We start from the raw sequence: 26,384 nt of genomic DNA, 5'->3' as shown, positions 1-26,384 counted from the left end.
TTTAGTAAACAAATGTTTCTTTAAAATAACTAATGAAAAATTGTCTAATCAAAATAAAAAAGTGAACGAAAGTTCACTTTTTATCATACGATCTTACATCGCTACTCATCTTTTGGCAGCCATTTTTGTAAAGCTTCTGCCTTATGCGCGTCATCCGCCAAAGGAAAGCCCAATTTGGCGCGCGCTTGGGTATAGCTGACCGCCACTTTGCGTGCCAAAGTCCGCACACGCAAAATGTAGCGCTGACGTTCGGTAACCGAAATGGCGCCGCGCGCATCGAGCAAGTTAAAGGTATGACTGGCTTTTAGCACCATTTCATAGGCAGGTAAAGGCAAATTGACGAGCACCAAACGGTCAGCTTCACTTTCATAAAAATCAAACAGCTCGAACAGCTTATCGACATTGGCATATTCAAAGTTATAGGTGGACTGCTCCACTTCGTTTTGGTGGAAGACATCGCCATAAGTGACGCGTCCGAACTCGCCATCCGCCCACACCAAATCATAGACACTATCGACGCCTTGGATATACATCGCCAAGCGCTCAAGCCCATAAGTGATCTCGCCTGTCACTGGGAAACACTCGATGCCGCCCACTTGCTGAAAATAGGTAAACTGGGTCACTTCCATGCCGTTTAGCCACACTTCCCAACCAAGCCCCCACGCGCCCAAAGTTGGCGACTCCCAATTATCTTCCACAAAACGCACATCATGCGTCAGTGTATCAATGCCAAGCGCTTCAAGCGATCCAAGATACAGCTCTTGGATGTTGGCAGGGTTTGGCTTTAAGACGACTTGAAATTGATAATAGTGCTGAAGGCGGTTTGGGTTATCGCCATAGCGCCCATCGGTAGGACGGCGGCTTGGCTGCACATAAGCGGCGTTCCATTTTTCAGGTGTCAAAGCACGCAAAAAAGTCGCGGTATGGAAGGTGCCTGCACCCATTTCCATATCATAAGGCTGCAAAACAACGCATCCACGAGATGCCCAATAATTTTGAAGTGTTAAAATGATTTGCTGAAAAGTCATAATTTTGCCCAAAGTCATCATAAAAATACAACCATTTTACTAGACACTGGGCTTTTTTTCTATTGATTTTTGCATTTGGCTCAGTTTGAAGGCAGCGCCGACCCAAGGATCGGCACTGCTGGTGGTGGGGGCAGCTGATTTTAGTGATTATTGGATGTGTTATCTTTATTTATTATCTTGGTTTGTATGGACATTTGATTTTTATTTTATCGCTTTTATTATCAAATCAGCTCACAGCCGCTTGATGCCCTGCTGCCCTGAATAATCAGTATGATTTGCATACGATGCTGGCGTTGCATTTGGCATGATCAGCCAGAGCACCAAATAAATCAAAATCCCTGGCACGGCAGCCGATAAGCTTGAGATGATCACAAAGGCGATGCGCACCATATTAGGCGACCATCCCAGATATTCAGCGATACCGCCCATCACTCCTGCGATCATACGGTGATTGTTTGAGCGGTGTAATTTGACTAATTTTGACATACATTCTCCTAATCGTCTGTGGCTGCGGTATGATCACGACAGCCTTGGCTTAGTGAATTAATGGTCATTTTTACCAGTGATTTCAAGCGATTTTTGGGTTTGGTTACCAAGTACCATAAAAACTTTACACAGCGTTATCGTAATCAGCAGATGACATTGATAAGATAACACTAAGAGCGCTCAAGTATTTTATTTGAAATGTTTTTTTAACTTTAATCTTTAAATTTGTCAATTTATAAAAATTATTCACAAGGATGTCAGACAATGCAGCCAAGTCATACCGTTTTAATTGGGGATTTTGCACCGCTCACGCTTGGGATGCTGGCTGATATCAATCACGCTGCAGGGCTGTCTAACACACTGCACATCATCGTGCACTCGCCTAACCGCTCACCGCTCCCCAGTGGACGCGCGCCAACGCTTGCCGATGTGGTGCGCTGGGTGCAAGTGGCGTGCCAGCCATTTGGATTTGTTCAAGTTCATACTTTTGATAGCCTTGGGTTACCCAAAATATCTTTTGATTATCGATTTGACGATCATTTGGATGAGCAAGCATTTTTGGACATCTGTCAAGCACTTGATATCCCTTATAAGTCAGCCAAGCTTGGCATCAAAAACTCTCCTGATCAAGCACCGCCATTTTTACACCGCCTGCCCAAAACTTGTGATGATGCCATAGCCATCTTTGAACAGCCTTTGGCTTACTTTCATCGCTTGGCACCTGCTTGCCGATATTTTTATACCCAAACCGTGTGCATCGTCGGCGGCGAAAGCTCAGGCAAAACCACTTTAGTGCATAAGCTTGCCAATCACTATGGCGCAAGCGTGGCGCTTGAAATGGGGCGGTTATACACTCACAGTCACCTTGGTGGCAGCGAGCTTGCGCTACAATACAGCGACTATGCGCCCATTGCCATCAACCATGCCAAAGCCATTGATACCGCCATCCATGCTGCGACTGCACCCATCACCTTGATAGATACCGATTTTGCGACGACGCAGGCGTTTTGTGAGACCTATGAAGGTCGGACGCATCCACTGTTGGCGTCGCTGATCGAAAGTCAGCGCATGGATTTTACGATTTATTTGGATAATAATGTCGCTTGGGTCGCTGATGGCATGCGCCGACTGGGAGATGATGCCAAGCGCAGTGCCTTTGCTGAGCAGCTTTTAAATATTTTGGCGCGTCATGGCATCAGTCATCATACGATTGATGATGCCGACTATCATGCGCGCTATCTTCAGGCGGTCGCATGGATAGACCGCCATATTTTGGGCAATTTATCAGATGATGGGCGCATTTCAGGGAAGGCAACTGATGAAAATTGAAATACTTGACAACATCACAGGTTTTGGTGAAAAAGATTGGACGACAGGCTGGGTGCTACTTTGGTTTGTCAGCGGACTGATTGCACTGTTCATCGGCTTTTGGACAACTACTGATCAAACGCGTTTAGACTGGTTTTATTTTGCCATTTCAGTGGTCGGCTTAGTTTGTGTGGTGAGCCTAAGCTTTCGTAAGAACATCGCTGGCAATGGGCTTGGCATGGTCGCAACGGCAGGCGAAGTGGTGGTTCAAGGGACGTCTGGCGCGGTTGGTTTGATGCTTGCGCCGTTATTTAATTTTTTTACGCATGTCTATGGCGTCAAATATTGGTCAAGCCATACCGATGCCGATGGCGATATGATCCCAAAATCAGCCAGCAAATATGTTTGGCTCATGACGCTTGGATTTATTGCCCTAGGACTTATGCTATTTCCGCCCATCAATACCAAGCTTAGCGAACTTGGCTACGGCGTTATTGAGGATGATGGCAGCCGTTTTCTTGGCATGATCGACTTTTTTTGGATTAATGTGGTGGCGTTTGTGCTATCCATTACCGCACAAACGGCGATGATTTTACGCTACTCGTTTAATTGGTGGCTGTGGATTTTGGTGAATGCCGTTTGGCTCATTGTCAATTTGATGACAGGTAATACCATTTTTGCCATTCAAACGGTGATCTATCAAATCAATGCCTTTGTAGGGCTGTATGGCTGGCACCGCTCTGAGCAGTTATCCCGCTTGCAATCACCTTAAAATTTGGCTATAGTGAGCAAAACAAAAAGGCTAACAAAAGGAGTTGTTATGTCGCTATTTTCAAGCCAAAAACCGCTCAATGTCTGGCTCGATGAATATGCCATCAGTCACCAAAATCCCACCAATAAACGCATTCATTGGCTGTGCGTGCCGATCATTTTTCTGTGCATTGTCGCACTCATTTTTCTGATCCACCCTTATTTATTTGCTTTGGTTGCCTTGGGCGTATTGTGGTTTTATTGGCGCTTGTCGGCAGGTCTATTTATGCTAATGGCAGGATTTATGGCGATTTGTGTTGGTGTGACGATGGCGCTGCTTGGCTTGGGATTGGGGCTTTGGTTTTGGGTGGGCGTGTTTGTGGTAGCCTGGATTGGTCAATTCATTGGTCATAAAATTGAAGGTGCCAAGCCATCATTTTTTGAAGATTTGCAGTTTTTATTGATTGGACCTGCATGGGTGATGCATGATCTTTGGCGCCGCACCAGTGCATTGGGTCGCTCATAATTCAGCTGGTACATAAAAAAGCCGTTTTTAGGACGGATTTTTTATGGCTGCTTAAGGTAGGGCCAAGCGGCTCTTAGATAAATGATCATTGACCAAAGCGTCAAAATCACCGCGATGACCATCAGCACATAGCCGATCATCTCAAGCGATTGCCAATTGAGCAAAAACACAGTGATGGCAATCATCTGAAATGTGGTTTTGAGTTTGCCGACATAGGATACCGCGACACTCGTGCGCGCACCAAGCTCAGCCATCCACTCACGCAGCGCCGATACTGCAATCTCACGCGAAATAATCACAATCGCGCTCGTTGCCATCACAATATTTGGATGCCACTGCACAAGGACGATCAGCGCAGCGGCGACCATCAGCTTGTCTGCCACAGGATCCAAGAACCGCCCAAATGCCGATGTGATATTCATACGCCGAGCCAAATAACCATCCAGCCAGTCTGTCACCGCCGCCAAAACAAACAGCAGCGTCAAGATCAAATGCCTAAGCATACTATCACTATAATCCATCATCCCCAAGCGCGCGATGGCATTATCAGGAATCGCAGGCATACCAATGCCAAGCGCTGGCGGCCAATAGGCGATCGCCACAAACAAAGGAATCATCACAATGCGCGCGATGGTCAGATTATTAGGTAAATTAAATACTGAGGGTTTTTTGACTTGCTCAGATTGTGGATTTGAACTCATGCAGCTTGGTTTTTGATAAATTTGTATTATGATACCGAATTTTTGGGCGATTTGCTATGGATTTTACTGAATTTCGGTGATTTCAAATCGTGCTTTTGGCTGCCAAAAATGCTACCATAAGTCGCCTTTTATTTTATTTATCCATCGGTGAGTTTTTGTGAGCATAAGTGTAGATACCCTGATCATCGGCGCGGGGGCTTCGGGGCTGTTTTGCGCCTTTAACGCAGCCGCGTATGGCAAATCGGTGCTCGTGATTGATCATGCCAATAAAGCTGGCAAAAAAATTCTCATGTCTGGCGGCGGGCGATGTAATTTTATCAATCGCCAAGTTGAGCCGCGTCATTTCATCAGCCAAAATCCGCATTTTGTCAAATCTGCCTTATCAAAATATCATCCAGAAGATTTCATCGCATTGGTCGATCGCCATCAGGTGGCTTATCAAGAGCGCGAGTATGGTCAGCTGTTTTGTGAGCATAGCGCCAAAGATATCTTGGCGATGCTGCTCAATGAATGCCGCACTGCTGGCGTGCAGATTCGGCTAGATACGGCAGTTGAGCGTATTTGCGCCAACGACGCAGGGTTTATGGTCAGCACCAAACACAAGCGCGATGATTTGTCGATCACCATACAAGCAAGCTCATTGGTGATCGCCACTGGCGGCTTATCTATTCCGACACTTGGAGCCAGTGGCTTTGGTTATCAAGTAGCGACCCAATTTGGGCATCAAATCATCCCAACTCGTGCAGGATTGGTGCCTTTTACTTTTACCGATAAAACAGGTGAGATGATCAAGTCACTGGCAGGACTAAGCCTAGATGTGGTTGCTTATAATGACAAGGCATCATTTGCACTGCCGATGTTATTTACGCATCGCGGTTTGTCAGGTCCTGCCATGCTACAGCTGTCAAACTACTGGCAATTAGGTGAGCACATCACCATCGATCTTTTGCCACACCAAGATATGATCCAGTATCTTTTGGATGCCAAGCGCGCCCACCCAAAGCAGCTGATACGCACTGCGCTGACACCCCTACTGCCCAAAAAGCTCATCACAGCACTTGAGGCACTTTTGTGGCAGGCATCTCAAGACACTGAGCTTGCCAATCTAAAAGATGACATCATCCGTCACATTGGCGCACAGCTGAACGCTTGGACACTCAAACCAAGCGGTACCGAGGGCTATCGTGTGGCAGAAGTGACTTTGGGCGGCGTTGATACGCGTGAAGTATCAGGCAAGACGATGGAGTCACGCTTGCAGCCAAATTTGTATTTCATTGGCGAGGTGCTTGATGTGACAGGCTGGCTGGGCGGTTATAATTTTGCTTGGGCATGGGCGAGCGCTTATGCCTGCGCCGAAAGTATCGGAATGCGGTGGTAATCACACTAAGAATACACCAAGCCCAAGTTTATCAAATCCAAACTTAGACTTGGTGTATGTAGGCATTGGCGGACTTAGCTCAATACTAGCCCAATTTTTTGATCTCAAAACCCATCTCGTTTAGTACAGACTCAGATTCCATCGGTGCAAGCGATGCTTTGTAGCATGGCTGATCTTTGAGATATTTTCTCGCCACACGCTTTAGATCGTCGATGGTGACCGACAAGATATTGGCGCGTAGCTGCTGCTGCCACGCTTGATCACGGTGATGCAGCTCGCTAAAGCATGACTTAACCGCTTCGCCTGCAGGCGAGCCTGGCTTATCCATACCTGAGATAATCCCCAAAATCGCTTCGTGTAGCTGTTCGGTCTCATGCTCATTTTCCAAAAGCCAATCAATGCTTTTGTCAAAATGTGCAAAAGTCTCGGCACAGTGTGGATCGCGGTAGCTATAAAAACGAAACGCCGCAGCATTGCTATCAAAACTGGCGCCGCCGCCATATGCACCACCCTTTTCTCTGATGGCGCTATGCAAATACCCATGACGCAAAAATGGCGCAAGTACCATCAAAGCTGGCGTATCTTCATGCCCTGAAGTGGTCGCCTGGTAAGCTGCGGCATTATGATAAACATTGGTTGAGATCAGCCAAGCGGTTTTTGGTGCATCATCTTCACGCACAGCATTTAATGTATCAAATACAAGCGGCTCATGCGACCACTCATCTGATGTATCACCTTTTGGCGCATTAATGTGCTTTGAGATTTCATTTAATAACTCTTGACTTGCCTGCTCTTCACATACAAGTAGCACCTGCTTTGGTAAGCCTATCAAGGCTTGGTGCAGCTCACTGAGTCGATGGCATAGACTGTCCCAAAGCGCCTCATGAGACTGCGCGGATGCCAAAAATGATTTGAGCGCTGCTAATGCAGGCAAGCCAGAGTAGGCATATTCGGTACGCGCCTGACGACTCATCTGACGAGAGGCTGTCTGCATGGCATAGGCATGCCCCGCTCCAGCCAACCGAGCCTGCCAGCTGCTTTGCTTTTGCTGTAAAATCTCACGAATGCGATCTGTTTCACTAAAAATTGAGTCATTGAGCACCTCGCTGACCAGCTCAATGGCTTCAAGTTTACGGTTCAATGCGCGCGTGGCAACCACAAAATAACTGCTCAGTCTCTGAGGATCTGCCAAATCTGTGCGCTGACTGATGCGCGCTGTCACGCCAGAGGAATGCGACGCTTGCACCGCTTGAAAAGTCCGCGCGTCATATTTTTTGGTACCCACTTCCGAAAAAAGCGTCAAGTACAGTGGCAACAGTGGATTATTCATCACCTGATCTGTCACCTCATTGGTTAGCGGTGTGATCACTTGATAATAATACAGTCCATTGGTGCCTGCATGATACAAATGCACAGGGTATTCTTGATCGTCTGCCGTCAGCGTGGTCTTAATGCCTTGAGTGAATGCCACTTGGCTTGGCACATCTTCAAGTCCCACTTTTGGCAATACGCTGATATCATCAGGTGCCGCTTGGCGGGCTTTCAATGCCAAAGCCTGCTTGATCAGCGCTTGTTTATCATCATCGCTGAGCGTCGCATCCAAGGCTGCCAAAGCAGCGTGCTCATCAGCAATCAGGCGCGCCGCTTTTTGGGTATCAGGCGACAGTGTCAAGCGGACGCGATGCGGATTATCAATCAAATATTCACGAATCAAATTTTGTACCCAATTTGGCTCTTGGGCTTTTTGTTTGAGCCATGCTAAGTGCTCATCAATCTGCCACACATCCAATGGATCTCCGCCATGAATCGCGGTACTAAACGCCTCAAGCATCAAGGTAAGCCCATACGGCATGCTATCACCGCCGATATGACGCTGATCAATTTCGATTTGATGTAAAATGGTTTCAATGACTTCTTGGGAAATTGGATGATCGGCAATTTGGTTTAATAACGCCAAAATCCCCTGTTCTAATTCTTCGGCATGTTCAGGCTCCGAACCACGCACACCAGCATAAAACGCCATCTGATAATGACTGTCATCAAGCCCAAGCAGCGGACTTGGTGCGGTCGCAAGTGGATGGCTTTCTAAATACGCACGCAAAGGCGAGCCGCTGTGTTCAGCCAGCACCCCCTCCACTAAGCGCAGCGACAGGCGCAGGCGCGGATCGGTGATCGTTGGCAAAAGCCATGCCAGTACATGATGGGTCATCTGCTGATCGGCGCTGTCTGAACTGTAAGTGTCATTCACTTGGATTGGTGCATCCAAAGACTTTTCAAGCACAGATGAAAATTTTCTACCTTTTGCTGGTCGTTGGATATCATCAAAGCGCGAAAAAGCCTCGTCATGAATCCTAGCTTGGATGTCATCGACTGCGATATCGCCAAAGCTCATGATGATGGCATTGCTTGGGTGATAATGCGCCTGATGAAACGCCACCAAATCTTCATGCGTCAGATCAGGGATCTTGGCAGGATCGCCGCCCGAATTATAGTGATAAGTCGTCGTCGGAAACAGATGCGGCGCCAAGGCATAATACAGCTGATCGATCTCGCCACTCATCGCCCCTTTCATTTCATTAAATACAATGCCGTGGTATTCAGGCTGATTGTCTTGATTGATCTCAACGCGAATACCCTCTTGGGCAAAGTCAAGCGGATGAATGTTGGGAAAAAACACCGCATCCAAATACACCGACAATAAATTAAAAAAGTCTTTTTTGTTTTGACTGGCAAAGGGGTAAACCGTCCAATCACTCGCCGTCATCGCATTCATAAAAGTATTCAAAGACCGCTTAATCATACTAAAAAATGGGTCGCGCACGGGGTATTTTTCGGAGCCACACAGCACCACATGCTCTAGGATATGCGCCTCGCCGCGCGATGTCATCGGCTGCGTCGCAAAGCCAATCATCAGGGCATTTTCGCTATGATCGCACGCCAAATGATAATGGATGGCACCAGTGGCACGGTGGCGCGAAGTCAAAACGGTGATATCAAGCGCCTCAATGCTGCGCTTGTCGATCAGCTCAAAACTTGAATGAAGTGTCGTCATGAAATTGTCCAAAATTTTGGTTAAACTGTTTATTAAGTCATATATTTATCTAAAAAAGTGTGTTATTTTAACATAATTATGCTCTCTTATGCGCTTTGATCCATCAAAGACACCTGTTTTGCGATTTTTATACAGCCACTTTTAGCGCTCATATTAGCTTTCTATGAAACGATTTTTTCTTATCCGTCATGCCCAAAGCGAATCCAACGCAGGCATTATCATCAACCAAAATCATCTCATCAATCTGACCGAACTGGGCATCAAACAAGCCGAAACACTCAGCGCAAAGCTCATAAAAATACTGCCTAATCCACAAGCGGTGTTTGTGTCGCCATATATTCGTACCGCACAGACCGCCAAGCCTTATTTGACCAAGCTTGGGCGTGAAAGTCAGCTCATTGATGCACTCCAAGAATTTAATATGCTGGATTTTCAAAGGATTGAGCGAAAGTGCTTAGCCGAAATTCGTGTGATGGCAGATGAATTTTGGGCAACCGATAACGCCCATCGTGACAGCGATCAGACGGACTCTTTTGATGAATTCGTAACGCGCGTCAAGACCGCCAGACAAGCTTTTGCCCAAATGGATGATGGCGATTATGTGGTCTTTACCCATGGCATGTGGATTGGGATGCTCATTTGGCAGCTGCTTCATGCCGATGGTCAAAAAGTCCATGATAAGCGCGCCTTTGCTGCGTATGAGCTGGCTGTCCGCCCAAATAACTGCGATGTGTATCTGCTGACCATCTCAGATAATGGCGAACAGATTGGCAAACTCCATAGCGATGACAATGACAAAAGCATGATCATGTAAGGTAAAATTTAGCAAATCCAAGATGATTTATCACCAAGCTTTTGATATACTAAAACTAACCCAACGGCTTGGCAAACTAAGGAGAAAGTGATGTATCAGCATGTATTACTCGTGACCGACCTAAAAGACGACACCGACCTGGTCGCTCAAAAAGCCAAATGGATTTTGGAGTCAGAACCACAAGCTCAGCTTTCGGTCTTACACATCGTCGAAGAGACCATGCTTGGCTTTGGGTATGAGCTGATCCCTGCGTCAGCCTTACACGAACAAATCGACGATGAACGCTGCCAAAAAGCTCGTGTACGCCTAGCAGAAGTGCTTGCGCGCAACCACTTGCAAGCGCACCATGTCAATATCAAGACCGCCATCTCAGGGCGTAAAGGCATTGTTGATTATTGCCGAGCGCATGCGGTGGACTTAGTGGTGATTGGTCGTCATAAGCGTACAGGTCTGTCAGCGTGGATTGCTGGCGCGACTGCTGATAGCATCTTGCCTGATGTTGAAAGCGATCTATTGGTCGTTCAATTAGCCGCCGACTGATCCTGACATCTCATGAATAAGTCGTTTGATTGTGACGATCAGATGGCTTATTTTAATTTGTATTAAATCATTGATTAATGCTAAGCTGATGGCATCAATCAGCCATCCACCCCACAATTCAAAGAGAATGCGCCATGTATGATGTAGTTGCCATCGGCAATGCCTTGGTTGATACTGAGTTTACCCTATCTGATGATGCTTTAGATGCCACTGGTTTAACCCGCGGTAATATGACACTGGCAGATACCGATACCCAAAATGCGCTGTTTGCCAAGCTGGATGAACAAAATCTAAAACCTGCCAAACAAGCTGGCGGCGGTTCGGCAGCCAATAGCATGGTGGCATTTGCAGCTTTGGGTGGTCGTGCTTATTATCACTGCCGAGTCGGGGGTGATGATATGGGGGATTTTTATTTGGGAGATTTGGCAGACTCTGGCGTCGATACAGATGCTGATTATGCCGTACAAGTCAATGGTACGACGGGCTCCTGCGCCGTACTGGTGACACCAGACGGAGAGCGCACGATGCAGACCCACTTAGGGGCAAGCAGCAAGATTGACGCTACTAATATTAATTTTCAGACGCTGATGGGTGCAAAGTGGCTGTACTTAGAAGGCTATCTAGCCATGTCGCCTTCTATCAGCGAAGCACTTGGCGAGATGCACAAACAGGCGCGCGCTGCTGGCGCTAAGATTGCGGTGAGCTTTGCTGATCCTGCTGTCGTTAAATTTGCCAAAGATGGGCTGACTGCCATGCTAAGCCGAGGCGTGGATGCCGTGTTCTGTAATGCTGATGAAGCATCACTGTTTGCCGAGGCAGATGGCGATGCTGACCCTGTCAATGCACTGCTTAAATACAGCGACTTGGTGGTCATCACCAATTCCGATAAGCCTACGACCATAGCCTGCCGCGGTGATAATGGCATCATTGAGCACAGCATTGAGAGTGTCGCTGTCAGCCAAGTCATCGACACCAACGGTGCAGGTGATAACTATGCCGGTGCTTTTTTATACGGCTTATCACAAGGTTTGGACTTGCCAAGCTGCGGCCGCTTAGCTGCCGCGGTGGCGTCTGCAATTGTCAGTCAGTTTGGTCCACGCCTGCTCGTTAAAGACTATCAAGCCATTAAAGATTCTGTCATATAAGACAAACCCCCTTTGACGATCATCAAAGGGCGTTTTATTCAAATTATTTATAATATGCGTTGTCCGAGACGCTGTGGTCGGTGTCATCCACCACTTGGGTCAGCTCAGGAATTTGCTGCTTTAGCTGCACCTCTACCCCTTGACGCAAGGTGACATCCACCGCCGAACAGCCTTGACAGCCGCCGCCGAACTTCAGCACAGCCGTCAGACCCGCTTCATCTTCGATGACTTCCAAAAGCTCTACCGAACCGCCGTGACCTGCAAGACTTGGGTTGATTTCTGATTGCAGCACATAATTAATGCGCTCTTCGATGCTGGCATTTTCGCCGACTTGTGGCACTTTTGAGTTGGGCGCGCGGAAAGTCAGCTGACCACCAAAGCGATCTTTATTATAATCAATCACCGCATCATGCAGATAAGGAATGCTATCAGCATCAATGTGTGCGGTAAATTTGGCATAGTCAATGTGCAAATCTGCCTCATCAACTTCGTCAGGCTGACAGTAGCTCATGCAGCACTCGGCACGCGGCGTACCTGCATGTTCCACAAAAATACGCACGCCAATCCCCTCAACCGCTTGCTTAGCAAGCAGCTCAGCAAGGTAATCTTGGGCAGACTCTGTGATCTTAATATTACTGGTTAAAGCTTCGCTCATGGCAATTCTCTTTTTAATTATCCTGTCAAAATAACATGGCTTAAGCCCAAATCAAGCCCATCAAGCGATGGCGCACTTGAACCCTAAGCAACAAATCATGCAAATCTTTATCCTATATGGTAACATAGCCTAACTTTATCAACCCAACTTTTTTAAATTTTGGATAAAAATATGCACTCATCACGGCAGTTTGATTATTTGGTTTTTATTGGGCGGTTTCAGCCATTTCATCAAGGTCATCATCATGTCGTGATGCAGGCACTGGCGCATGCAGATCGGGTGATTGTTTTGATTGGCTCATCGAACGCGCCACGCACCCCAAAAAATCCGTTCACTGCCGATGAGCGGCGCACCATGATTTTAAATAGTTTTGGCGAACTTGAGCGTGAGCGTATACACTGCGCCCCCATTAATGACGCCACTTATAATGATAATAAATGGCTGATCGGTGTGCAGCGCGCCATAACGAGCATGACAGGCGACAGCGCCCAAAAACGCATCGGCATCATCGGGCACACCAAAGACGAAAGCTCGTATTATCTGCATCTTTTTCCCCAGTATGGCAGCTTTGAGGTAGATAATTTTCAAGGGCTGTCCGCCACGCCGATCAGAAAAGCGTATTTTGGTGATGATTTGGATAAAAAGTCCACCGCGTTTGAGAGACTGACTGCTGCCAGTGGCAAGTTTTTAGATGCGTTTGAGCGCACGGATAGCTATCATTATCTTAAACGCGAATATCAGCACATTCAAGCATATCAAGCTGCTTGGCAAGAGGCGCCCTATCCCCCAAGTCTCATCACAAGCGATGCCGTGATCGTGCAATCTGGTCATATTTTATTGGTCAAGCGAGGGGGTGACTATGGGCGTGGGCTCTATGCACTGCCTGGCGGCTTTGTGGATGGCGATGAAGATTTTTATCACGCCTGCATTCGCGAGGTCCAAGAAGAAACACAGCTGGATAGCAAATTACTCAAAAACAGCCTAAAAGCAAGCCACTTATTTGATGCACCTGGACGCAGCCAGCGCGCTCGGACGGTGACCATGGCGTATTATTTTGAGTTGCCGCCCCAAGACAAGCTGCCTAATGTCCAAGGCGGTGATGATGCCGATTCTGCTTTTTGGCTGCCGCTATCACAGCTGGACGCCCAAACCATGTTTGAAGATCATTATGGCATCATTTGCAAATTATTAAGACTCTGACGCAGCGATCAGATGAGCGCTTAGAATTTGGCAAAAATTTGGCGATTTGATATGAAATTTCGTAAACGCGACTGGTTACTCATTCCCCTATATTTGCATCAAGCACGCACAGTCAAAAGATCGGTCATCAGCTTAGGTGAGCCAAGCGGTGATAGAACTGGCAGCTTTGTGATCGATGATAGCAGACAAGACCTAGCGACGATACGCCTGATGGTCATTGGCGATTCGGCAGGGGCGGGTGTAGGCGTCACAACCCAAGCCCAAGCAGTATTAGGTCGCCTTAACTTTCATCTTGCCAAGCATTTACAGGGCGGCAGATTTGGGCGCATCGATTATCAGCTGCACGCCACTTCTGGGCATACCAGCCATCAAATTTTGGCAAGACTTTATGCCTTGAGCGCCCGCCCTGTAGAGACAGTCGTGATCAGCATGGGCGTCAATGATGTGCTAAAGCAGACTTCCGATAGGCAATGGCAAGATAATATCGAAGCCATAATTCAGATCTTGGTAAGAAAATTTAGCGCCAAGCAAATCATCTTTTTGAGTTTGCCGCCCATGCATCTGATGCCTGCTTTACCAAGACCGCTAAATCACTTCATCCAAGCCCAAGCAGCGCACCTTGATCAGCTGCTTGCTGACACCTGCCAAGCCGATCAAACAGGCAAAGCGATGTATCTACGGGGCGAGTTTTCTCTAGATGACTACAGCATTGATAAGCTGTTTGCCAGTGATGGCTTTCATCCCAGTGCCATCACCTACGATCTTTGGGCTCAGGTAATCACAAAAGCCATCAGTCAAAGATTTGATCAAAAAATGACTTCGACTCGCCCAAATACTGACGCGTGATGGTCTCGATCTTCACGTTTGTTATTATAATAGCTGACATCACTTTGTAAGAACAGCCAAGGGCGCCATACGGGCTGACGATAGCCGGCATATGGTCCATAAGTGTTCAGGTGTGCCTTTTTATCTTCAATGTCCCCGCCCACATATAAGCCATAGTTCAGCTCGCCTGTGCCATGTTTGACAGGTATAAAATGGCGCTGAAACAAACTGCTGTGCCAATATAAATTTTCGTCGCCTTTATGGGTATAATGCAGCTGACTGCGACTGACCAAATTTCTACGCTCCGACTGCGGCTGAGTAAACTCAAGCGTTGAGACGGCGGTATGTTCAGTGTGGGTGCCGTAGCGATACATCTGCTCAAAACGCATCTCAATGTCATGATCAAGCTGCCATTTTTTTTCGGCTTTGGCGCGGATATAGACATCGTTTGATCTGACACCTAGGTCAACATCAGCATCGATCTTATTATCACGGCGAAAATTTGACCACCGCAGCGCCAAAGAGGAGTTGCTTTCTCGTGTTTCGCGGCGATCGTATCGGCGATCATTGGCGTTTGGCGCGACCGTACGATCATCATTGAGCGCACCATCATGCGCTTCATAATCCAATGAATCGTCACCAAAAACCACGCTAAAACGATCCTCAAGGGTTGGCAGCTTGATTCGACCTCGCACACGCGGCTTGATTTTGGTGCCATCATACTCATTCCAGGTCGTATCTACCATCACGCGTAAACTGGCTCTGGCAGATTGTTTTGATCTTTTTTCACCAAACCAACCATCAATATTATCCGCACTGTCTTGTAGCCAGTCTTTGAAGTTCTGATGATTTTCATCAGCCCACCCTGCCTGGTCTGGATCAGGAGTCTGTTCCTCCGCTTCGGTCTGCAGCGGAGTGTCATTGGCTTGAGTATTTGACTCATTTGCCAAGGCGATCGGCGCCGCGCTCATCATCAGCGCGTAAATCATAACATGTTTAAATCGCATCAAAACCTCTACATTCTCATCCATCAGCCGCCAATTGGTTGGCAAAGTTATAACTGACTTGTCCACATATTCACCCCAAACCCGATAAATAACATCGCAGCACCAAACATTGCAAAGCTACTAAAGACAGGGCGTTTTGAAAATTTTTCAGCCAAAGCTTTGCCAGTATAAACCAACAGCATCAGATAACTAAAGCTGACCAGTTGTAAAATCACCGCCAAAACTAAAAAACTCAATAAAGGCTTGTCATAACTTGGATCAACAAACTGCACAAAAAACGACAGAAAAAATAAAATCGCTTTGGGATTGGTTAGGCTCAAGCTCAAGGATCGATAAAAATAATTTTGTTGCTTGGGCGGCTTGATGGAAACGGTCGCCTCAAGAATGGCTTGGCGATTTTTGAAAGTATGATAAGCGCCCATCAATAGCCTAAGCCCAATATAAGCCAAATAAGTCCCACCGATCAGCTTTAGCATCTCAAACACTTGCGGATGCGCCTTTAATAGTGCACCTGCACCAAATACGGTGGCAATGATCAGTATGCTATCACCAAGCAAAACGCCCGCTAGTGCGCGCAAGCCTGCTTCCCGACCATGCGATCCCGACACTGATAGGCAGTACAAACTGTTCGGACCCGGCAAAATGATCACCACGACCACCGCCAAAAAATACGTCAATAAGTTTGTTGTGCCGAGCATGATGTATCCATGTTAATTGACAGGCTGTCAATGATTTTGCTCACTATAGCGAATTTATTTTTCGGTTGCAATGATTTAGTGAGAATTTAGCAATAAAAAACCACCCAATGGGGTGGTTTTTGGCGTGTCGGCAATTATTGCTGAGCTTGTGCTTGCTCAAGGGCACGCATTTGAGCTTCCATCATCGCGCGCTGTTCAGCTTCGATGGTTTTTTGGTCGGCGACTTTTTTTAGGTCAATGGTGAAAATCAGGACACTGTTTGGACCGATGCCAGCATTCACTGCGCCATTTTCGCCATAAGCCAAATCACTGGGCACATACAGCTCATATTTGCCACCTTCTTTCATCAGCTGAAGCCCTTCTGTCCAGCCTTTGATGACTTGGTTTAGCATAAATGGTACCGCTTCGCCTTCTGATGAATCAAAGACCGTCCCATCAGTCAGCTTGCCTTCATAAGCAGCATAAACGCCATCGGTGGCAGTCGGCGATTTGCCTGTGCCTTCGGTGATCACCTTATATTGAAGGCCAGAAGCGGTGGTTTGTACACCTGCTTTTTTGGCATTTTCGGCTAAGAATTTATCACCTTCGGCCTTATTGGTAGCCGCTGCTTCTTCTTGCTTTTTCATCGCTTCTTCAGTCTTACGCTTTTCATAAGCTTGACCCAGCGTCTGGATTTGCGCTTCGGTCAACGCACTTTCAGCACCAGCATAGCCATCTTTAAAGGCTTTCATATAGACATCAATATCAAGCTGCTCTTCAATTCTTTTTAAAGATTTGCCTGCGTCATAACCAAACACATAACTGACTTGCTCAATTTCGGTGCTTTTATCGGTAACCACAGTTGATTTTTCGCCCGCTTTAGGCTCAGCCGCTGACGAATCTTTATTACAACCTGCCAAAACCAAGGTGGCAGCTACAGCAGCAACTAACGCATGTTTTTTCATAAACTGTCTCTATTTCACAATTTGTCACTAAAAAGGTTGGCTAATCATATCAAAAATTAGGCTAATTTACTATGCTTTAAATAATCTTTCATAAAAAGCTTGTATTATTCTTGTTAAGATTATCAAAATACATTTACCAAAGCTGCTTAATGCTTGGGTTTGGTGTTACAATCTTACTCAGTTATCGGCAATCATCTGGCATTCGCCATGTTTGCTAATCATGGATCAAGCCAGCCTTTGGTGTAGTGCAAGCTTTTTATACCCAAAGGTTCGGCGGGGTGTTATTTAGGGGTATGACATGGATTTTCATAGAATGATGATTTTTAATCAGGGGCTGCAGGGTCCTGCAGGCTCAATCATCGGCGCCATCTTGATTTTTTTACTTGGTTGGGTGGCTGCTTTGGTGTTGGCTGCTGCCACTCGAAAAGCTTTGAATAAATTTAATATCAATGGGCGCATTCAGCGCTCAACAGGAACACATTATCAGGTAGATCAGATCTTATCTAAGCTTGTGTTTTGGTTTGTTTTTATCATTGGGATTTCAGGGGCGCTCAATCAAGTGAACCTAAATTCGATCTCGGTGCCTTTTGCCAATATGATCAATCAAGTGCTGCTATTTTTACCCAATCTGCTTGCCGCCATTGCCGTCGGGGTGATCGGTTGGGGCGTTGCAACCATCGCAAAAAACTCTGCCAAAATGGCGCTTAATAAAACCAATTTGGACGAAAAACTGTCTCACGAAGCCGGCGTCAAGCCAATGAGCAGCACCATCGCTGATGTGGTTTATTGGTTTATTTTACTCATTGTGCTGACCATGGTACTCGGTCAGCTTGGGCTCACTGGCCTGTTCACACCATTGACCAATATGGTCGATAAGATCTTTGATTTTATTCCAAATTTCTTGATGGCAGGCTTGGTGTTCTTTGTGGGATTGATTGTGGCGCGCGTCGTCCGCAGCATCGTCACCAATCTTTTACAAGGCTTTAATATCCAAGCTTTGGCGACAAAAGCCGGCGTGAGCGAACAAAATAATTTGCCAAGCATCGCAGGCTCATTGGCGTTTTTATTGGTGATTGTGCCCTTTACGATCGCGGCACTGGATGCGCTAAAGATCGAAGCCATCTCACGCCCTGCCACCAATATGCTTAATAAAATCATGGAGGCGCTGCCAAACATCTTTACGGCGGCTGCCATTTTGATCATCACCTATTATGTGGTTCGCTTGATCACGAACATTATCAAAGGGTTGCTTGCAAGCACTCAATTGGATGCGCTGCCTAGCCGCGTGGGACTACAAAGCATTTTGGGCAATCAAAAGCTGTCTGATGTCATCGGCTGCACCATCATGTTTTTTGCCATGTTGTTTGCTGTGACTGCGGCAGCGGATATTTTAGGATTTGAGCAAATTCGTACTTTGGTGGCGATGTTCATCACCTTTGGTGGTCAAATCATACTTGGAGCCCTAATTTTGGTCATCGGGTTTTGGCTTGCCAATCTCATCGCGGGCATCGTTGAGCGCTCAGAACAAGGCTCGCGGCTTTTGGCGAACATCGTGCGCGTGCTCATCATGGGTTTGGTTTTGGCGATGGGTCTGCGCGCGATGGGCATTGCAGATAGCATTGTCAATCTTGCCTTTGGCTTGACGCTTGGCGCGGTGGCGGTGGCATTTGCGCTTGCGTTTGGCTTGGGTGGTCGTGAAGCGGCAGCTCGCCTACTTAAGCGCATTCAAGATAAAGCAGAAAATGAAGCCGACAACAAAGTTATCCTACCCAATTCTCAAGATGACGAGTCGCGTTTTTAAACCTTAAATCATAAAAAAACGGCATCAAATGATGTCGTTTTTTGTTTTTATGGCGCGATATGCTAGGCTTTATCTTATAAAAAGTCAAACAAACCACCCACTTAATGAACCAAAACTCATCATCCCAAAAGGATATTTGTGGGATGATGATAAGACAGTAAGATCAGTGATGAACTACAATAACTCACCTATCCAAGCGATAATCATTGCATAAACGGCAGCCTAAGGCGTGTTGATCCATGCCAATTTTAAGGGCTATGCTGGCGGCTGCTTTACTGCGGCGCATACCCCCTGAATTAGATACCTTAAAAGTATCCATCAAGTCTTGATTGGTAAATACTGTACCCATGGTATAATCTTTTATAATCACTTGATAATCCTTAATAAAAATACCCCATCTTGATCAGCAATCAAGATGGGGCTTGGGCGATTTACCCACCAATCTTCTTATATTTCATCCGCTTGGGTGTGGCGTCTGCACCTAGGCGTTCTTTACGCCATTTTTCGTATTCGCTGTAATTGCCGTCAAAGAATTCAGGTTCTTCATTTTCAAACGACAAAATATGCGTACAAATACGGTCCAAGAACCAGCGGTCATGCGACACCACCATGACTGTGCCAGGGAACACCTGCACCGCATCTTCTAAGGCACGCAAGGTCTCGACATCTAGGTCGTTGGACGGCTCATCCAGCAAGATAACGTTCGCCCCCTGTTTTAAGGTCTTGGCAAGTTGCAGGCGGTTACGCTCACCACCTGATAAGTTGCCCACGAGTTTTTGTTGGTCTTGACCTTTAAAATTAAAACGCCCAATGTAAGCACGGCTTGGCGTGGTGTACTCACCCACCGTAATCATATCCAAGCCGTCTGAGACTTCTTCCCACACGGTCTTTTTGTCGTCCAGCTCATCTCTGACCTGACCAACATAAGCCACTTTCACGCTCTCGCCCACTTCCACTGAGCCTGTGTCAGGCGTGTCTTTGCCAGTAATCATATTAAACAGCGTGGTTTTACCAGCACCGTTTGGACCAACAATACCGACGATTGCCATTGGCGGTACGCTAAATGACAGATTTTCATACAATAAGCGTCCGTCAAAAGATTTGGAGATATTATTGACTTCGATGACTTTATTGCCAAGACGTGGTCCCGGCGGAATATAAATCTCCGCCGTTTCGTTACGCTGCTGAAACTCGCGTGAGTTCATCTCTTCAAAGCGTTCTAGGCGAGATTTGGATTTGGCTTGCTGACCTTTTTGGTTTTTACGCACCCATTCTAGCTCTTGTTTTAGGGCTTTGGCGAAGGCTTCTTCTTGTTTTTGTTCTTGTTCTAGGCGTTTATTTTTTTGTTCTAGCCACTCGGTGTAGTTGCCTTGATAGGGGTAGCCATAGCCACGGTCAAGCTCCAAAATCCACTCAGCGACATTATCAAGGAAATAGCGGTCGTGCGTAATCGCCACAATCGTGCCAGAATAATCTTTTAAGAAGCGTTCAAGCCACGCCACCGATTCTGCGTCCAAATGGTTGGTCGGCTCATCAAGTAAGAGCATATCAGGCTTAGATAGTAGCAAACGGCACAAAGCGACACGGCGTTTTTCACCGCCTGACAGCTTAGAGACATCAGCATCCCACGGCGGCAAACGCAGGGCATCGGCGGCTTTTTCTAGCTGAGTGTTTAGGTTATGGGCGTCCCACGCCTGGATGATGTCTTCCATTTTGCCTTGTTCGGCAGCCAATTTATCAAAATCTGCGTCAGGCTCGGCATATTCGGCATAGATTTGATTTAAACGGTCAAGGGCATCTAGGGCTTCACGCACACCGTCTTCAACGTTGCCACGCACGTCTTTATTTGGGTCAAGTTGGGGTTCTTGAGGCAGATAGCCAATCTTAATCCCTGTTGCCGCTCGGGCTTCGCCATTAAACTCGGTGTCCACGCCTGCCATGATGCGTAGCAAGGTAGATTTACCCGCCCCGTTTAGACCCAAGACACCGATTTTGGCACCTGGAAAAAATGACAAGCTGATGTCTTTTAGGATTTCACGCTTTGGGGGAACAATTTTTGACACCTTGTTCATGGTGTAAATGTATTGAGCCATACTAAGCCTTTGATTAACAATTAAAATTAACGATTTGGTAAACTATACAAATTAAGATATATAACCGTCTATTATCGCACGCTTTAGCAGGTGGGGCAAGGGATTTACATCGGCATTGATTTGATCAAAGATGATAGTTTTGCCTGATGAATTAAAAGATGATTTTAATTATATTGATTTTATGCTAGCATGGTAAGACAACAGGTTAAACAACAGTCTAAGGATTAGCGATGACAAATCCCACCATCACCCACAACCCCGATACTCAGCGTTTTGAGACTACCATTGATGGTCATACTGCCTATCTAAGCTATGCCATCATTGATGATAATACGCTTAACTATCACTACACGCTTGTACCGCCGCAGCTTGGAGGTCGTGGTGTTGGCACAGCCCTTGTCAAGCACGCTGTTGAATATGCCGAAGCTGAAGGCAAGCAAATCATTCCAAGCTGTAGTTTTGTGGCTAATTACATGAATAAGCACCAAAAATCAAACTGACTAAATCAAAACACCGCTTATTTGACAGTGTGATTTAATCCATAAAAACCCAAAGCCTAGATTGATCCTAAGCTTTGGGTTTTTATGCGTTAACGACTAGCGAAATGCGACAGTCACTGTGGCCTTGGCTTCTACTTTGCCTGCCGTCACCTGACCTTGAGTGTTCACATAATACACATCAAACTGCTGATTTGGGGTGCTGTTTTTGGCTTGCAGATACCACTGATTGGCTGACGGCATCTCAAAACTGGCTGCTTGAGGTGTAAAGCTTACATTTTGATCATCAGATCGCTTTAGCTGTAAAGCCAAGCCTTTGGCTGATGCCCGTCCTGTGGCTATGCTCAGTAAATCACTGGTGTTACTTGGCTGTGTGACATCGGTCATCGCCATGGCAATCTGAGGGCTATCGCTGTTACAGGTCAACCCCACCACAAAACTGCCTGCCTTGACCTTGTTTCCTTGGTGGCGAAGCTGACTGCTTGCGACATTCTCAAGTGTCACGCTTTGACTTTGCTTATCAAGTGTACATATGACTGGCTGAGTCGCTTTTGAAAATCCCATCTTCACCCCAATTGAGTGCTGACTGTCAGGTAAGCCCAAGACATAATCAAGCACCTTCCAAGAAGGCATGCGATAATCGCCGGCTTTTGGCGCATCAACTGTATAAACGACCTTTAGCCTGAGCATATCGGTGACTGAATAAGCTGACCGCTGCTGCCACTCATGAGCGATGGTCGGCACCCAAATATCATTGATAAAAATATCAGTGCGGACATTGCCAGCAGGTGGCATGTCGGCAGCTTTTATCCAAAAATGCTCAGGCTGATTTGCAGGCTTTTGGAGCACCAGCTCTTCTGTGCAGGTGATTGTCGCTACAGACACTTGACAATCTTGGATCTGAGATGACACCGCCAAGACCGCTCCCATAGCCTGATCGTCAGACGCCAGCGTCTGATTTACTTGATCAGCCGAAGTCGCATGGGCATCTGGTAAAATATTTGGCATATCTTGGTGATTGGCAAATGCCGCATTGGTCAATATACCCACCAATATTACGCCATATGTTATGTTTGGTTTCATGGGTTTTCCTTAATTTTGGCATTGGGCAGGATAGATGACAAGCTCGCTTGACTCATCTTGAATGTCATAATCAATCAAGCATTCGCCCGACTGCCAAGATATGCGCACTTGTCCTTGACTGTCTGGAACGCGCGCCAATACCCTGCCATCTTGAACCACTTGACCGATCAGATTGCCGGCTTGATCATAGACACTGCCAAGTGGGGGCAGATCCAAATTATTCACATCAAACAGCACCAATTGACCAGACTTTGTCGCAAACTCTACCAAATGCGCCGTATAAGCTCTTGGAATCAGTGTCTTGGCTGTGGCTTCGATCTCCACATCATCGGGCAGATGATTGACATCAATGCCGATACGGTTGATTTGATAAGGCGACAAAGTCGGCACAATACCATGACCAAAGCGATCGATTTTGTTACCATTACCTCCGGTAATCGGTGTGCCTTTCGCCCCTTTGGCGCGTATGATCGCAAAGGTTTCGCCCAAGTTATTAGCCAAAGTCACGCCGTGCTCATGAGCCACCACCGCCCCTGATGCCGAATAACTAAACTGACTGCTATCACCTTGATGTGATGCCGATAACCCTACGCGCGCTGTTGGCAGTCCTGCAGAAATACTGGCATAAACGCTCGCATCCTCATGATCTTGCTTACCCACCCCGACCGAGTAGTGATGTTGATCGGCATCGCCAAAGACACTATTCCATGAAACTTGTGAATAATCGCTGCCTTGGCGATGATTATGCTGCGCGCTGATCGTGGACGGATTTTTTAGATATTCATCAAATGGCATCGTTAGATGTGCAAACCATGAATTTTCATAGCGATCAGTATTCAGATTATAGCTTTTGCCGACACCGAGACGATACTGGATATTTTTATAAGCATTGCTATAACCAAATTGATAACTGCTTTCGTTTTTGTCATCATAGCGATTGAGTGTGCCTGAGGCATACACACTGCCAAGCCCTTTAGACAGATCTTGGCTGACATTTAGCCGATATTGCTGCTTTAGGTGTTTGTTTTGTGTAACTGGCTGATTGGTATGATTGATGACATCGCCCAAACTTGGATAAGCCTTAGAAAAATAATGATAAGCATCGGCGTCAATATAAGTTTTTGAAGATTTTAAATAATGCTGATAACCCAAATGCAGCTTACTGGCACTGTCCCAGCCCTCAGCTTGGACAGCATTCATATCAAAAGACAGCGCTCCCCATGCTAAGCCCGTCACCCCGCCCACAGTGACTGACTGATAGTCTGGATGAACGATCGCACCTGCCTGTGCAGTCAGATGGTTATTCATGCCGTACTGTACCGATCCGTGTACCAGCAGGTTATCATCAGTATGCTGATTTTGGCGATAAGCACCTGCCGACAGATGATAGCGCATATGTCCAGGTCTGAGCATTTGTGCTGTCCTTGCAAATGGTACAAGCATCTCACGTGCGACACCATCTGCTTCCAAGATGACCACTCTGAGCGTATCTGATGTGGAGGACAGTGCAGGTAGATCACTGATCTCAAACGGTCCTGCCGCGACTGACAACTCGTGGATAATATAATCATTTTGATAAATTTTTATCACGGCAGGACTGCTTGCATGACCTCGGATAAGAGGGGCGTAACCATTTTGAATATATGGTAGCATCCTAGGTTCAGACAGCAGTGATACGCCTCGCAGTGAGATGTTATCAATCAATGGACTTTGGGTATAAAAATCACCGATCTTGAGCCTGCCATCGACATCATCCATATCACGCTGTACATACAGCTGCTGATGCTGATAACGATCATCTTCCCCAAAGCTTGCTGAACCCAGCTGATTTAGGGACCACCGCCCAAAGCTGCCCCCAGTATTTAAACTGGCAAAATGATGATCAGATCTTTTGCTATCATTTTTTTGGTGGTATCCATGGAGGCTATATTTTAAAAACGCAGCAGTCACGCCTTCTCGCCAGCTTGAGCGAGGGATATAGCCTTTTGGTCGTGCATTTATATAGATTTGTGGTACATCAACATTAAGTCTATGCGTGGTGATATCAAAACGATAACCAAGCTCTGGCGTGGCATCCAGCGCTGATATACAGTTGGCAGTTGGCTGCAGAACTACGGCTTCAGCTTTTAGCTCAAGCGCCTCCATAAGCTCTTGCGACCAACACAATCCGCGAATGGGCTCGCTATCACTATCCACAAAGCGAAGTGTCAGCTGATCACGATAAGCGCCATTAACATAGACATCAGCGACATATTGACCTGCGGCAATGGGATTACCGAAACGAAACTGCTCAGTGCTGATATGTTGCCCTGTTTGATACAGAAATGCGTCATCAAACTCAAACTCACCGTCCGCCAATACCGCAGATGGCAGTATGATTAAGCCTATCACCATACTTATTTGAAACAGTGATTTCATCATATTTTAGCCAAAATTATTGAAGCTTTGAGGTGCCATGCTGAGTCGCCCCATAGTCATTGATAATATACCACTGTACGCTAGTAGCATTTGGCGCGTGCTGTTGTAGTTCAATCGTCTGAGTGGAAAACGGCGCAATCATATCGATCTCTGAGATCGATTGGACAACTGTTTGGTTAGCATCTTTAATTGCAAGAGCCGCGTAAGTAATGTAATAAGGCGTGGGATTATGCAGTGTCAGGGACTGCCCTTGTAGCTGCCACGTCACTTTATCGTATGCCTCATCGATTGAATACGGCAGACCTTTTGGACGATAAAAAAACTTCAATCGGCTTAAAATTGTCACTTGCAGATAGCTCTGTTCGTCTTGAGCATTTTTAGGCTTGGGCGGCACATCTAAAATGTTTAAATAAAATAAACTTTCTTGATTGCTTGGCAGAGCCTCACCCGTGTAGCGTACACGCAAGCTCTGCTCGGTATTGGCTTCGATACGGGTTAGCGGCGGTGTAATAATAAAAGGAATCTTGCCTGGATTATTTTTATCACTATGTTCAATCCAAGATTGTGCAAGTGCAGGCAGAGTATCTGGATTTGACAGCTCTACTTCAACAGTTTTGGCATCGCCTGGATAAACCACTCGCGTGCCTTGAATGACAATACTGGCCTGAGCCGCCATACTTAAACAAAAAACACCCAATCCTAATAAAAATTTTGACACTTTATCTTCCTCGTACTTAGCACAAAGACAACAAAACCATCCGAAATCAGATGGTTTTGGTCAAATGCATCACATCATCAACGGATGAAAATACTGCTATTATTTATAAACAATCTCAAATGGTACGCTTGATTGGAAATGACCTGGGGTGGCATTGCCTTCTTTAGAACCCAACTGAGCTTTTAGATTAAAAGTAATACTACCGTTGGCATCTGCTAAATTTTTGCTTGGTGCATTAGCATTGGTTCTTAAATTAATGACCTCATCACCTGCATCAGCGTTCAATAAACGCACTTGAACATTTTCAGCCTTAGCAGCACTGGCTGACACATTCTTCAAGTAGCCATCTTCGGTAACATTAGGAGAAGTGGCAAATTTAACCGCTGCTTGAGTCAGCTTAGTACCAGCCTGCTCGCCATCAACCACCACATAACTTGCTGGACAATTAATCAATTCGATCGTAAAAGGCTTGGCTGGACGAGCAGAAACACTACCTGCTTTTGCCAATTGGTCAACTGGAGTACTACCCAATTCAACTTGAACATTAGCAGAACTTGGCGCTAATTGACAAGTATTTTGAGTGACTTTACCATAAACATTAAGCTGACCTGCACCATGACCAGAAGTTTGGGCAAATGCGGTGGTCGCCAAAACAGATGCTGTAACAGCACAAAGAGTTTTTTTCATAGTAAATTTCGGTATTGTTCAAAACCTATA

Annotated in this window: 25 protein-coding genes; 11 read left to right on the top strand and 14 right to left on the bottom strand. The window is 46.3% G+C overall.

Annotation, left to right across the window (positions count from 1 at the left end):
• Window positions 1-101: 101 nt before the first annotated feature.
• Both glyQ and B0180_RS08235 read right to left on the bottom strand, forming a co-directional pair.
• Window positions 102-1,028, bottom strand: a complete 927-nt coding sequence (gene glyQ / locus B0180_RS08240; protein WP_407666576.1) for a glycine--tRNA ligase subunit alpha — start codon at window positions 1,026-1,028, stop codon at window positions 102-104.
• A gap of 231 nt (window positions 1,029-1,259) precedes the next feature.
• Entirely contained in the window at window positions 1,260-1,514 is a 255-nt protein-coding gene (locus tag B0180_RS08235) for a PspC domain-containing protein (protein WP_078256500.1), read from the bottom strand.
• A 264-nt stretch (window positions 1,515-1,778) separates the two neighbouring features.
• Here B0180_RS08235 and nadR point away from each other — a divergent pair, with 264 nt between their 5' ends.
• The 3 genes from nadR to B0180_RS08220 are packed head-to-tail and all read left to right on the top strand — an operon-like array spanning window position 1,779 to window position 4,098.
• Complete coding sequence (nadR, locus tag B0180_RS08230) at window positions 1,779-2,843, top strand: multifunctional transcriptional regulator/nicotinamide-nucleotide adenylyltransferase/ribosylnicotinamide kinase NadR (protein WP_078256499.1); 1,065 nt, start codon at window positions 1,779-1,781, stop codon at window positions 2,841-2,843.
• Window positions 2,833-3,594, top strand: a complete 762-nt coding sequence (gene pnuC, locus B0180_RS08225; RefSeq protein ID WP_078256498.1) for a nicotinamide riboside transporter PnuC — start codon at window positions 2,833-2,835, stop codon at window positions 3,592-3,594. The genes nadR and pnuC overlap by 11 nt, the downstream gene beginning before the upstream one ends.
• 48 nt (window positions 3,595-3,642) lie before the next feature.
• Window positions 3,643-4,098 carry an Mpo1 family 2-hydroxy fatty acid dioxygenase gene (locus tag B0180_RS08220; protein ID WP_078256497.1) on the top strand — a complete coding sequence of 152 codons (456 nt, stop codon included), beginning with the start codon at window positions 3,643-3,645 and terminating at the stop codon, window positions 4,096-4,098.
• Between the two features lie 41 nt (window positions 4,099-4,139).
• Here the strand turns inward: B0180_RS08220 and pgsA are convergent, their stop codons facing one another.
• Window positions 4,140-4,799, bottom strand: a complete 660-nt coding sequence (gene pgsA / locus B0180_RS08215) for a CDP-diacylglycerol--glycerol-3-phosphate 3-phosphatidyltransferase (RefSeq protein ID WP_049237506.1) — start codon at window positions 4,797-4,799, stop codon at window positions 4,140-4,142.
• 157 nt (window positions 4,800-4,956) lie between these two features.
• Between pgsA and B0180_RS08210 the strand changes: the two genes are divergently transcribed.
• A complete protein-coding gene (locus B0180_RS08210) occupies window positions 4,957-6,177 on the top strand; it encodes a BaiN/RdsA family NAD(P)/FAD-dependent oxidoreductase (RefSeq protein ID WP_078256496.1) in 1,221 nt (406 codons plus the stop codon).
• A gap of 85 nt (window positions 6,178-6,262) precedes the next feature.
• On the opposite strand, the gene B0180_RS08205 is transcribed toward B0180_RS08210, so the two are convergent.
• On the bottom strand, window positions 6,263-9,229 hold the full coding sequence (locus B0180_RS08205) for an insulinase family protein (protein ID WP_078256495.1): 2,967 nt from the start codon (window positions 9,227-9,229) through the stop codon (window positions 6,263-6,265).
• A gap of 163 nt (window positions 9,230-9,392) precedes the next feature.
• On the opposite strand from B0180_RS08205, the gene B0180_RS08200 reads away from it, so the two are divergent.
• From B0180_RS08200 to B0180_RS08190, 3 genes are all read left to right on the top strand, one after another.
• Window positions 9,393-10,043, top strand: a complete 651-nt coding sequence (locus tag B0180_RS08200; protein WP_078256494.1) for a histidine phosphatase family protein — start codon at window positions 9,393-9,395, stop codon at window positions 10,041-10,043.
• A gap of 90 nt (window positions 10,044-10,133) precedes the next feature.
• Window positions 10,134-10,583, top strand: coding sequence for a universal stress protein (locus B0180_RS08195; protein WP_049237512.1), 450 nt, complete (start codon window positions 10,134-10,136; stop codon window positions 10,581-10,583).
• A 134-nt stretch (window positions 10,584-10,717) separates the two neighbouring features.
• Window positions 10,718-11,728, top strand: coding sequence for an adenosine kinase (locus B0180_RS08190; RefSeq protein WP_078256493.1), 1,011 nt, complete (start codon window positions 10,718-10,720; stop codon window positions 11,726-11,728).
• Between the two features lie 43 nt (window positions 11,729-11,771).
• Here the strand turns inward: B0180_RS08190 and nfuA are convergent, their stop codons facing one another.
• Entirely contained in the window at window positions 11,772-12,383 is a 612-nt protein-coding gene (gene nfuA, locus B0180_RS08185) for a Fe-S biogenesis protein NfuA (protein WP_078256492.1), read from the bottom strand.
• A 171-nt stretch (window positions 12,384-12,554) separates the two neighbouring features.
• Between nfuA and B0180_RS08180 the strand changes: the two genes are divergently transcribed.
• Window positions 12,555-13,583 (top strand): bifunctional nicotinamide-nucleotide adenylyltransferase/Nudix hydroxylase, encoded by a 1,029-nt coding sequence (locus tag B0180_RS08180; RefSeq protein ID WP_078256491.1) that lies wholly within the window; start codon window positions 12,555-12,557, stop codon window positions 13,581-13,583.
• 51 nt (window positions 13,584-13,634) lie between these two features.
• Window positions 13,635-14,429: an SGNH/GDSL hydrolase family protein gene (locus B0180_RS08175; protein ID WP_078256490.1), complete on the top strand. Its 795-nt coding sequence runs from the start codon at window positions 13,635-13,637 to the stop codon at window positions 14,427-14,429.
• Here B0180_RS08175 and B0180_RS08170 read toward each other — a convergent pair.
• The 3 genes from B0180_RS08170 to B0180_RS08160 form a co-directional block, all read right to left on the bottom strand.
• Complete coding sequence (locus tag B0180_RS08170; RefSeq protein WP_233424959.1) at window positions 14,390-15,415, bottom strand: hypothetical protein; 1,026 nt, start codon at window positions 15,413-15,415, stop codon at window positions 14,390-14,392. The genes B0180_RS08175 and B0180_RS08170 overlap by 40 nt on opposite strands.
• A gap of 47 nt (window positions 15,416-15,462) precedes the next feature.
• Entirely contained in the window at window positions 15,463-16,113 is a 651-nt protein-coding gene (gene leuE, locus B0180_RS08165) for a leucine efflux protein LeuE (protein ID WP_078256489.1), read from the bottom strand.
• A gap of 134 nt (window positions 16,114-16,247) precedes the next feature.
• Complete coding sequence (locus B0180_RS08160) at window positions 16,248-17,057, bottom strand: FKBP-type peptidyl-prolyl cis-trans isomerase (RefSeq protein WP_078256488.1); 810 nt, start codon at window positions 17,055-17,057, stop codon at window positions 16,248-16,250.
• A 298-nt stretch (window positions 17,058-17,355) separates the two neighbouring features.
• On the opposite strand from B0180_RS08160, the gene B0180_RS08155 reads away from it, so the two are divergent.
• Window positions 17,356-18,858, top strand: a complete 1,503-nt coding sequence (locus tag B0180_RS08155; protein WP_078256487.1) for a mechanosensitive ion channel — start codon at window positions 17,356-17,358, stop codon at window positions 18,856-18,858.
• A gap of 184 nt (window positions 18,859-19,042) precedes the next feature.
• On the opposite strand, the gene B0180_RS08150 is transcribed toward B0180_RS08155, so the two are convergent.
• Both B0180_RS08150 and ettA read right to left on the bottom strand, forming a co-directional pair.
• A complete protein-coding gene (locus tag B0180_RS08150) occupies window positions 19,043-19,228 on the bottom strand; it encodes a hypothetical protein (protein ID WP_078256486.1) in 186 nt (61 codons plus the stop codon).
• A 61-nt stretch (window positions 19,229-19,289) separates the two neighbouring features.
• The gene (gene ettA, locus B0180_RS08145) at window positions 19,290-20,951 is read right to left on the bottom strand and encodes an energy-dependent translational throttle protein EttA (RefSeq protein ID WP_078256485.1); all 1,662 of its coding nucleotides are present in this window, start codon (window positions 20,949-20,951) and stop codon (window positions 19,290-19,292) included.
• Between the two features lie 230 nt (window positions 20,952-21,181).
• On the opposite strand from ettA, the gene B0180_RS08140 reads away from it, so the two are divergent.
• Window positions 21,182-21,451, top strand: a complete 270-nt coding sequence (locus B0180_RS08140) for a GNAT family N-acetyltransferase (RefSeq protein WP_078256484.1) — start codon at window positions 21,182-21,184, stop codon at window positions 21,449-21,451.
• Between the two features lie 96 nt (window positions 21,452-21,547).
• On the opposite strand, the gene B0180_RS08135 is transcribed toward B0180_RS08140, so the two are convergent.
• The 4 genes from B0180_RS08135 to B0180_RS08120 form a co-directional block, all read right to left on the bottom strand.
• The gene (locus B0180_RS08135; protein WP_078256483.1) at window positions 21,548-22,531 is read right to left on the bottom strand and encodes a fimbrial protein; all 984 of its coding nucleotides are present in this window, start codon (window positions 22,529-22,531) and stop codon (window positions 21,548-21,550) included.
• Between the two features lie 9 nt (window positions 22,532-22,540).
• Window positions 22,541-24,952, bottom strand: a complete 2,412-nt coding sequence (locus B0180_RS08130; RefSeq protein WP_078256482.1) for a fimbria/pilus outer membrane usher protein — start codon at window positions 24,950-24,952, stop codon at window positions 22,541-22,543.
• Between the two features lie 13 nt (window positions 24,953-24,965).
• Window positions 24,966-25,667, bottom strand: coding sequence for a fimbrial biogenesis chaperone (locus tag B0180_RS08125; RefSeq protein ID WP_208609397.1), 702 nt, complete (start codon window positions 25,665-25,667; stop codon window positions 24,966-24,968).
• Window positions 25,668-25,766: 99 nt separating this feature from the next.
• Entirely contained in the window at window positions 25,767-26,354 is a 588-nt protein-coding gene (locus B0180_RS08120; RefSeq protein WP_078256480.1) for a fimbrial protein, read from the bottom strand.
• Window positions 26,355-26,384 lie beyond the last annotated feature (30 nt).

Source organism: Moraxella canis, assembly GCF_002014965.1.
Taxonomy (GTDB): Bacteria; Pseudomonadota; Gammaproteobacteria; order Pseudomonadales; family Moraxellaceae; genus Moraxella; species Moraxella canis.
This window is presented reverse-complemented; position numbering and strand designations above follow the sequence as displayed.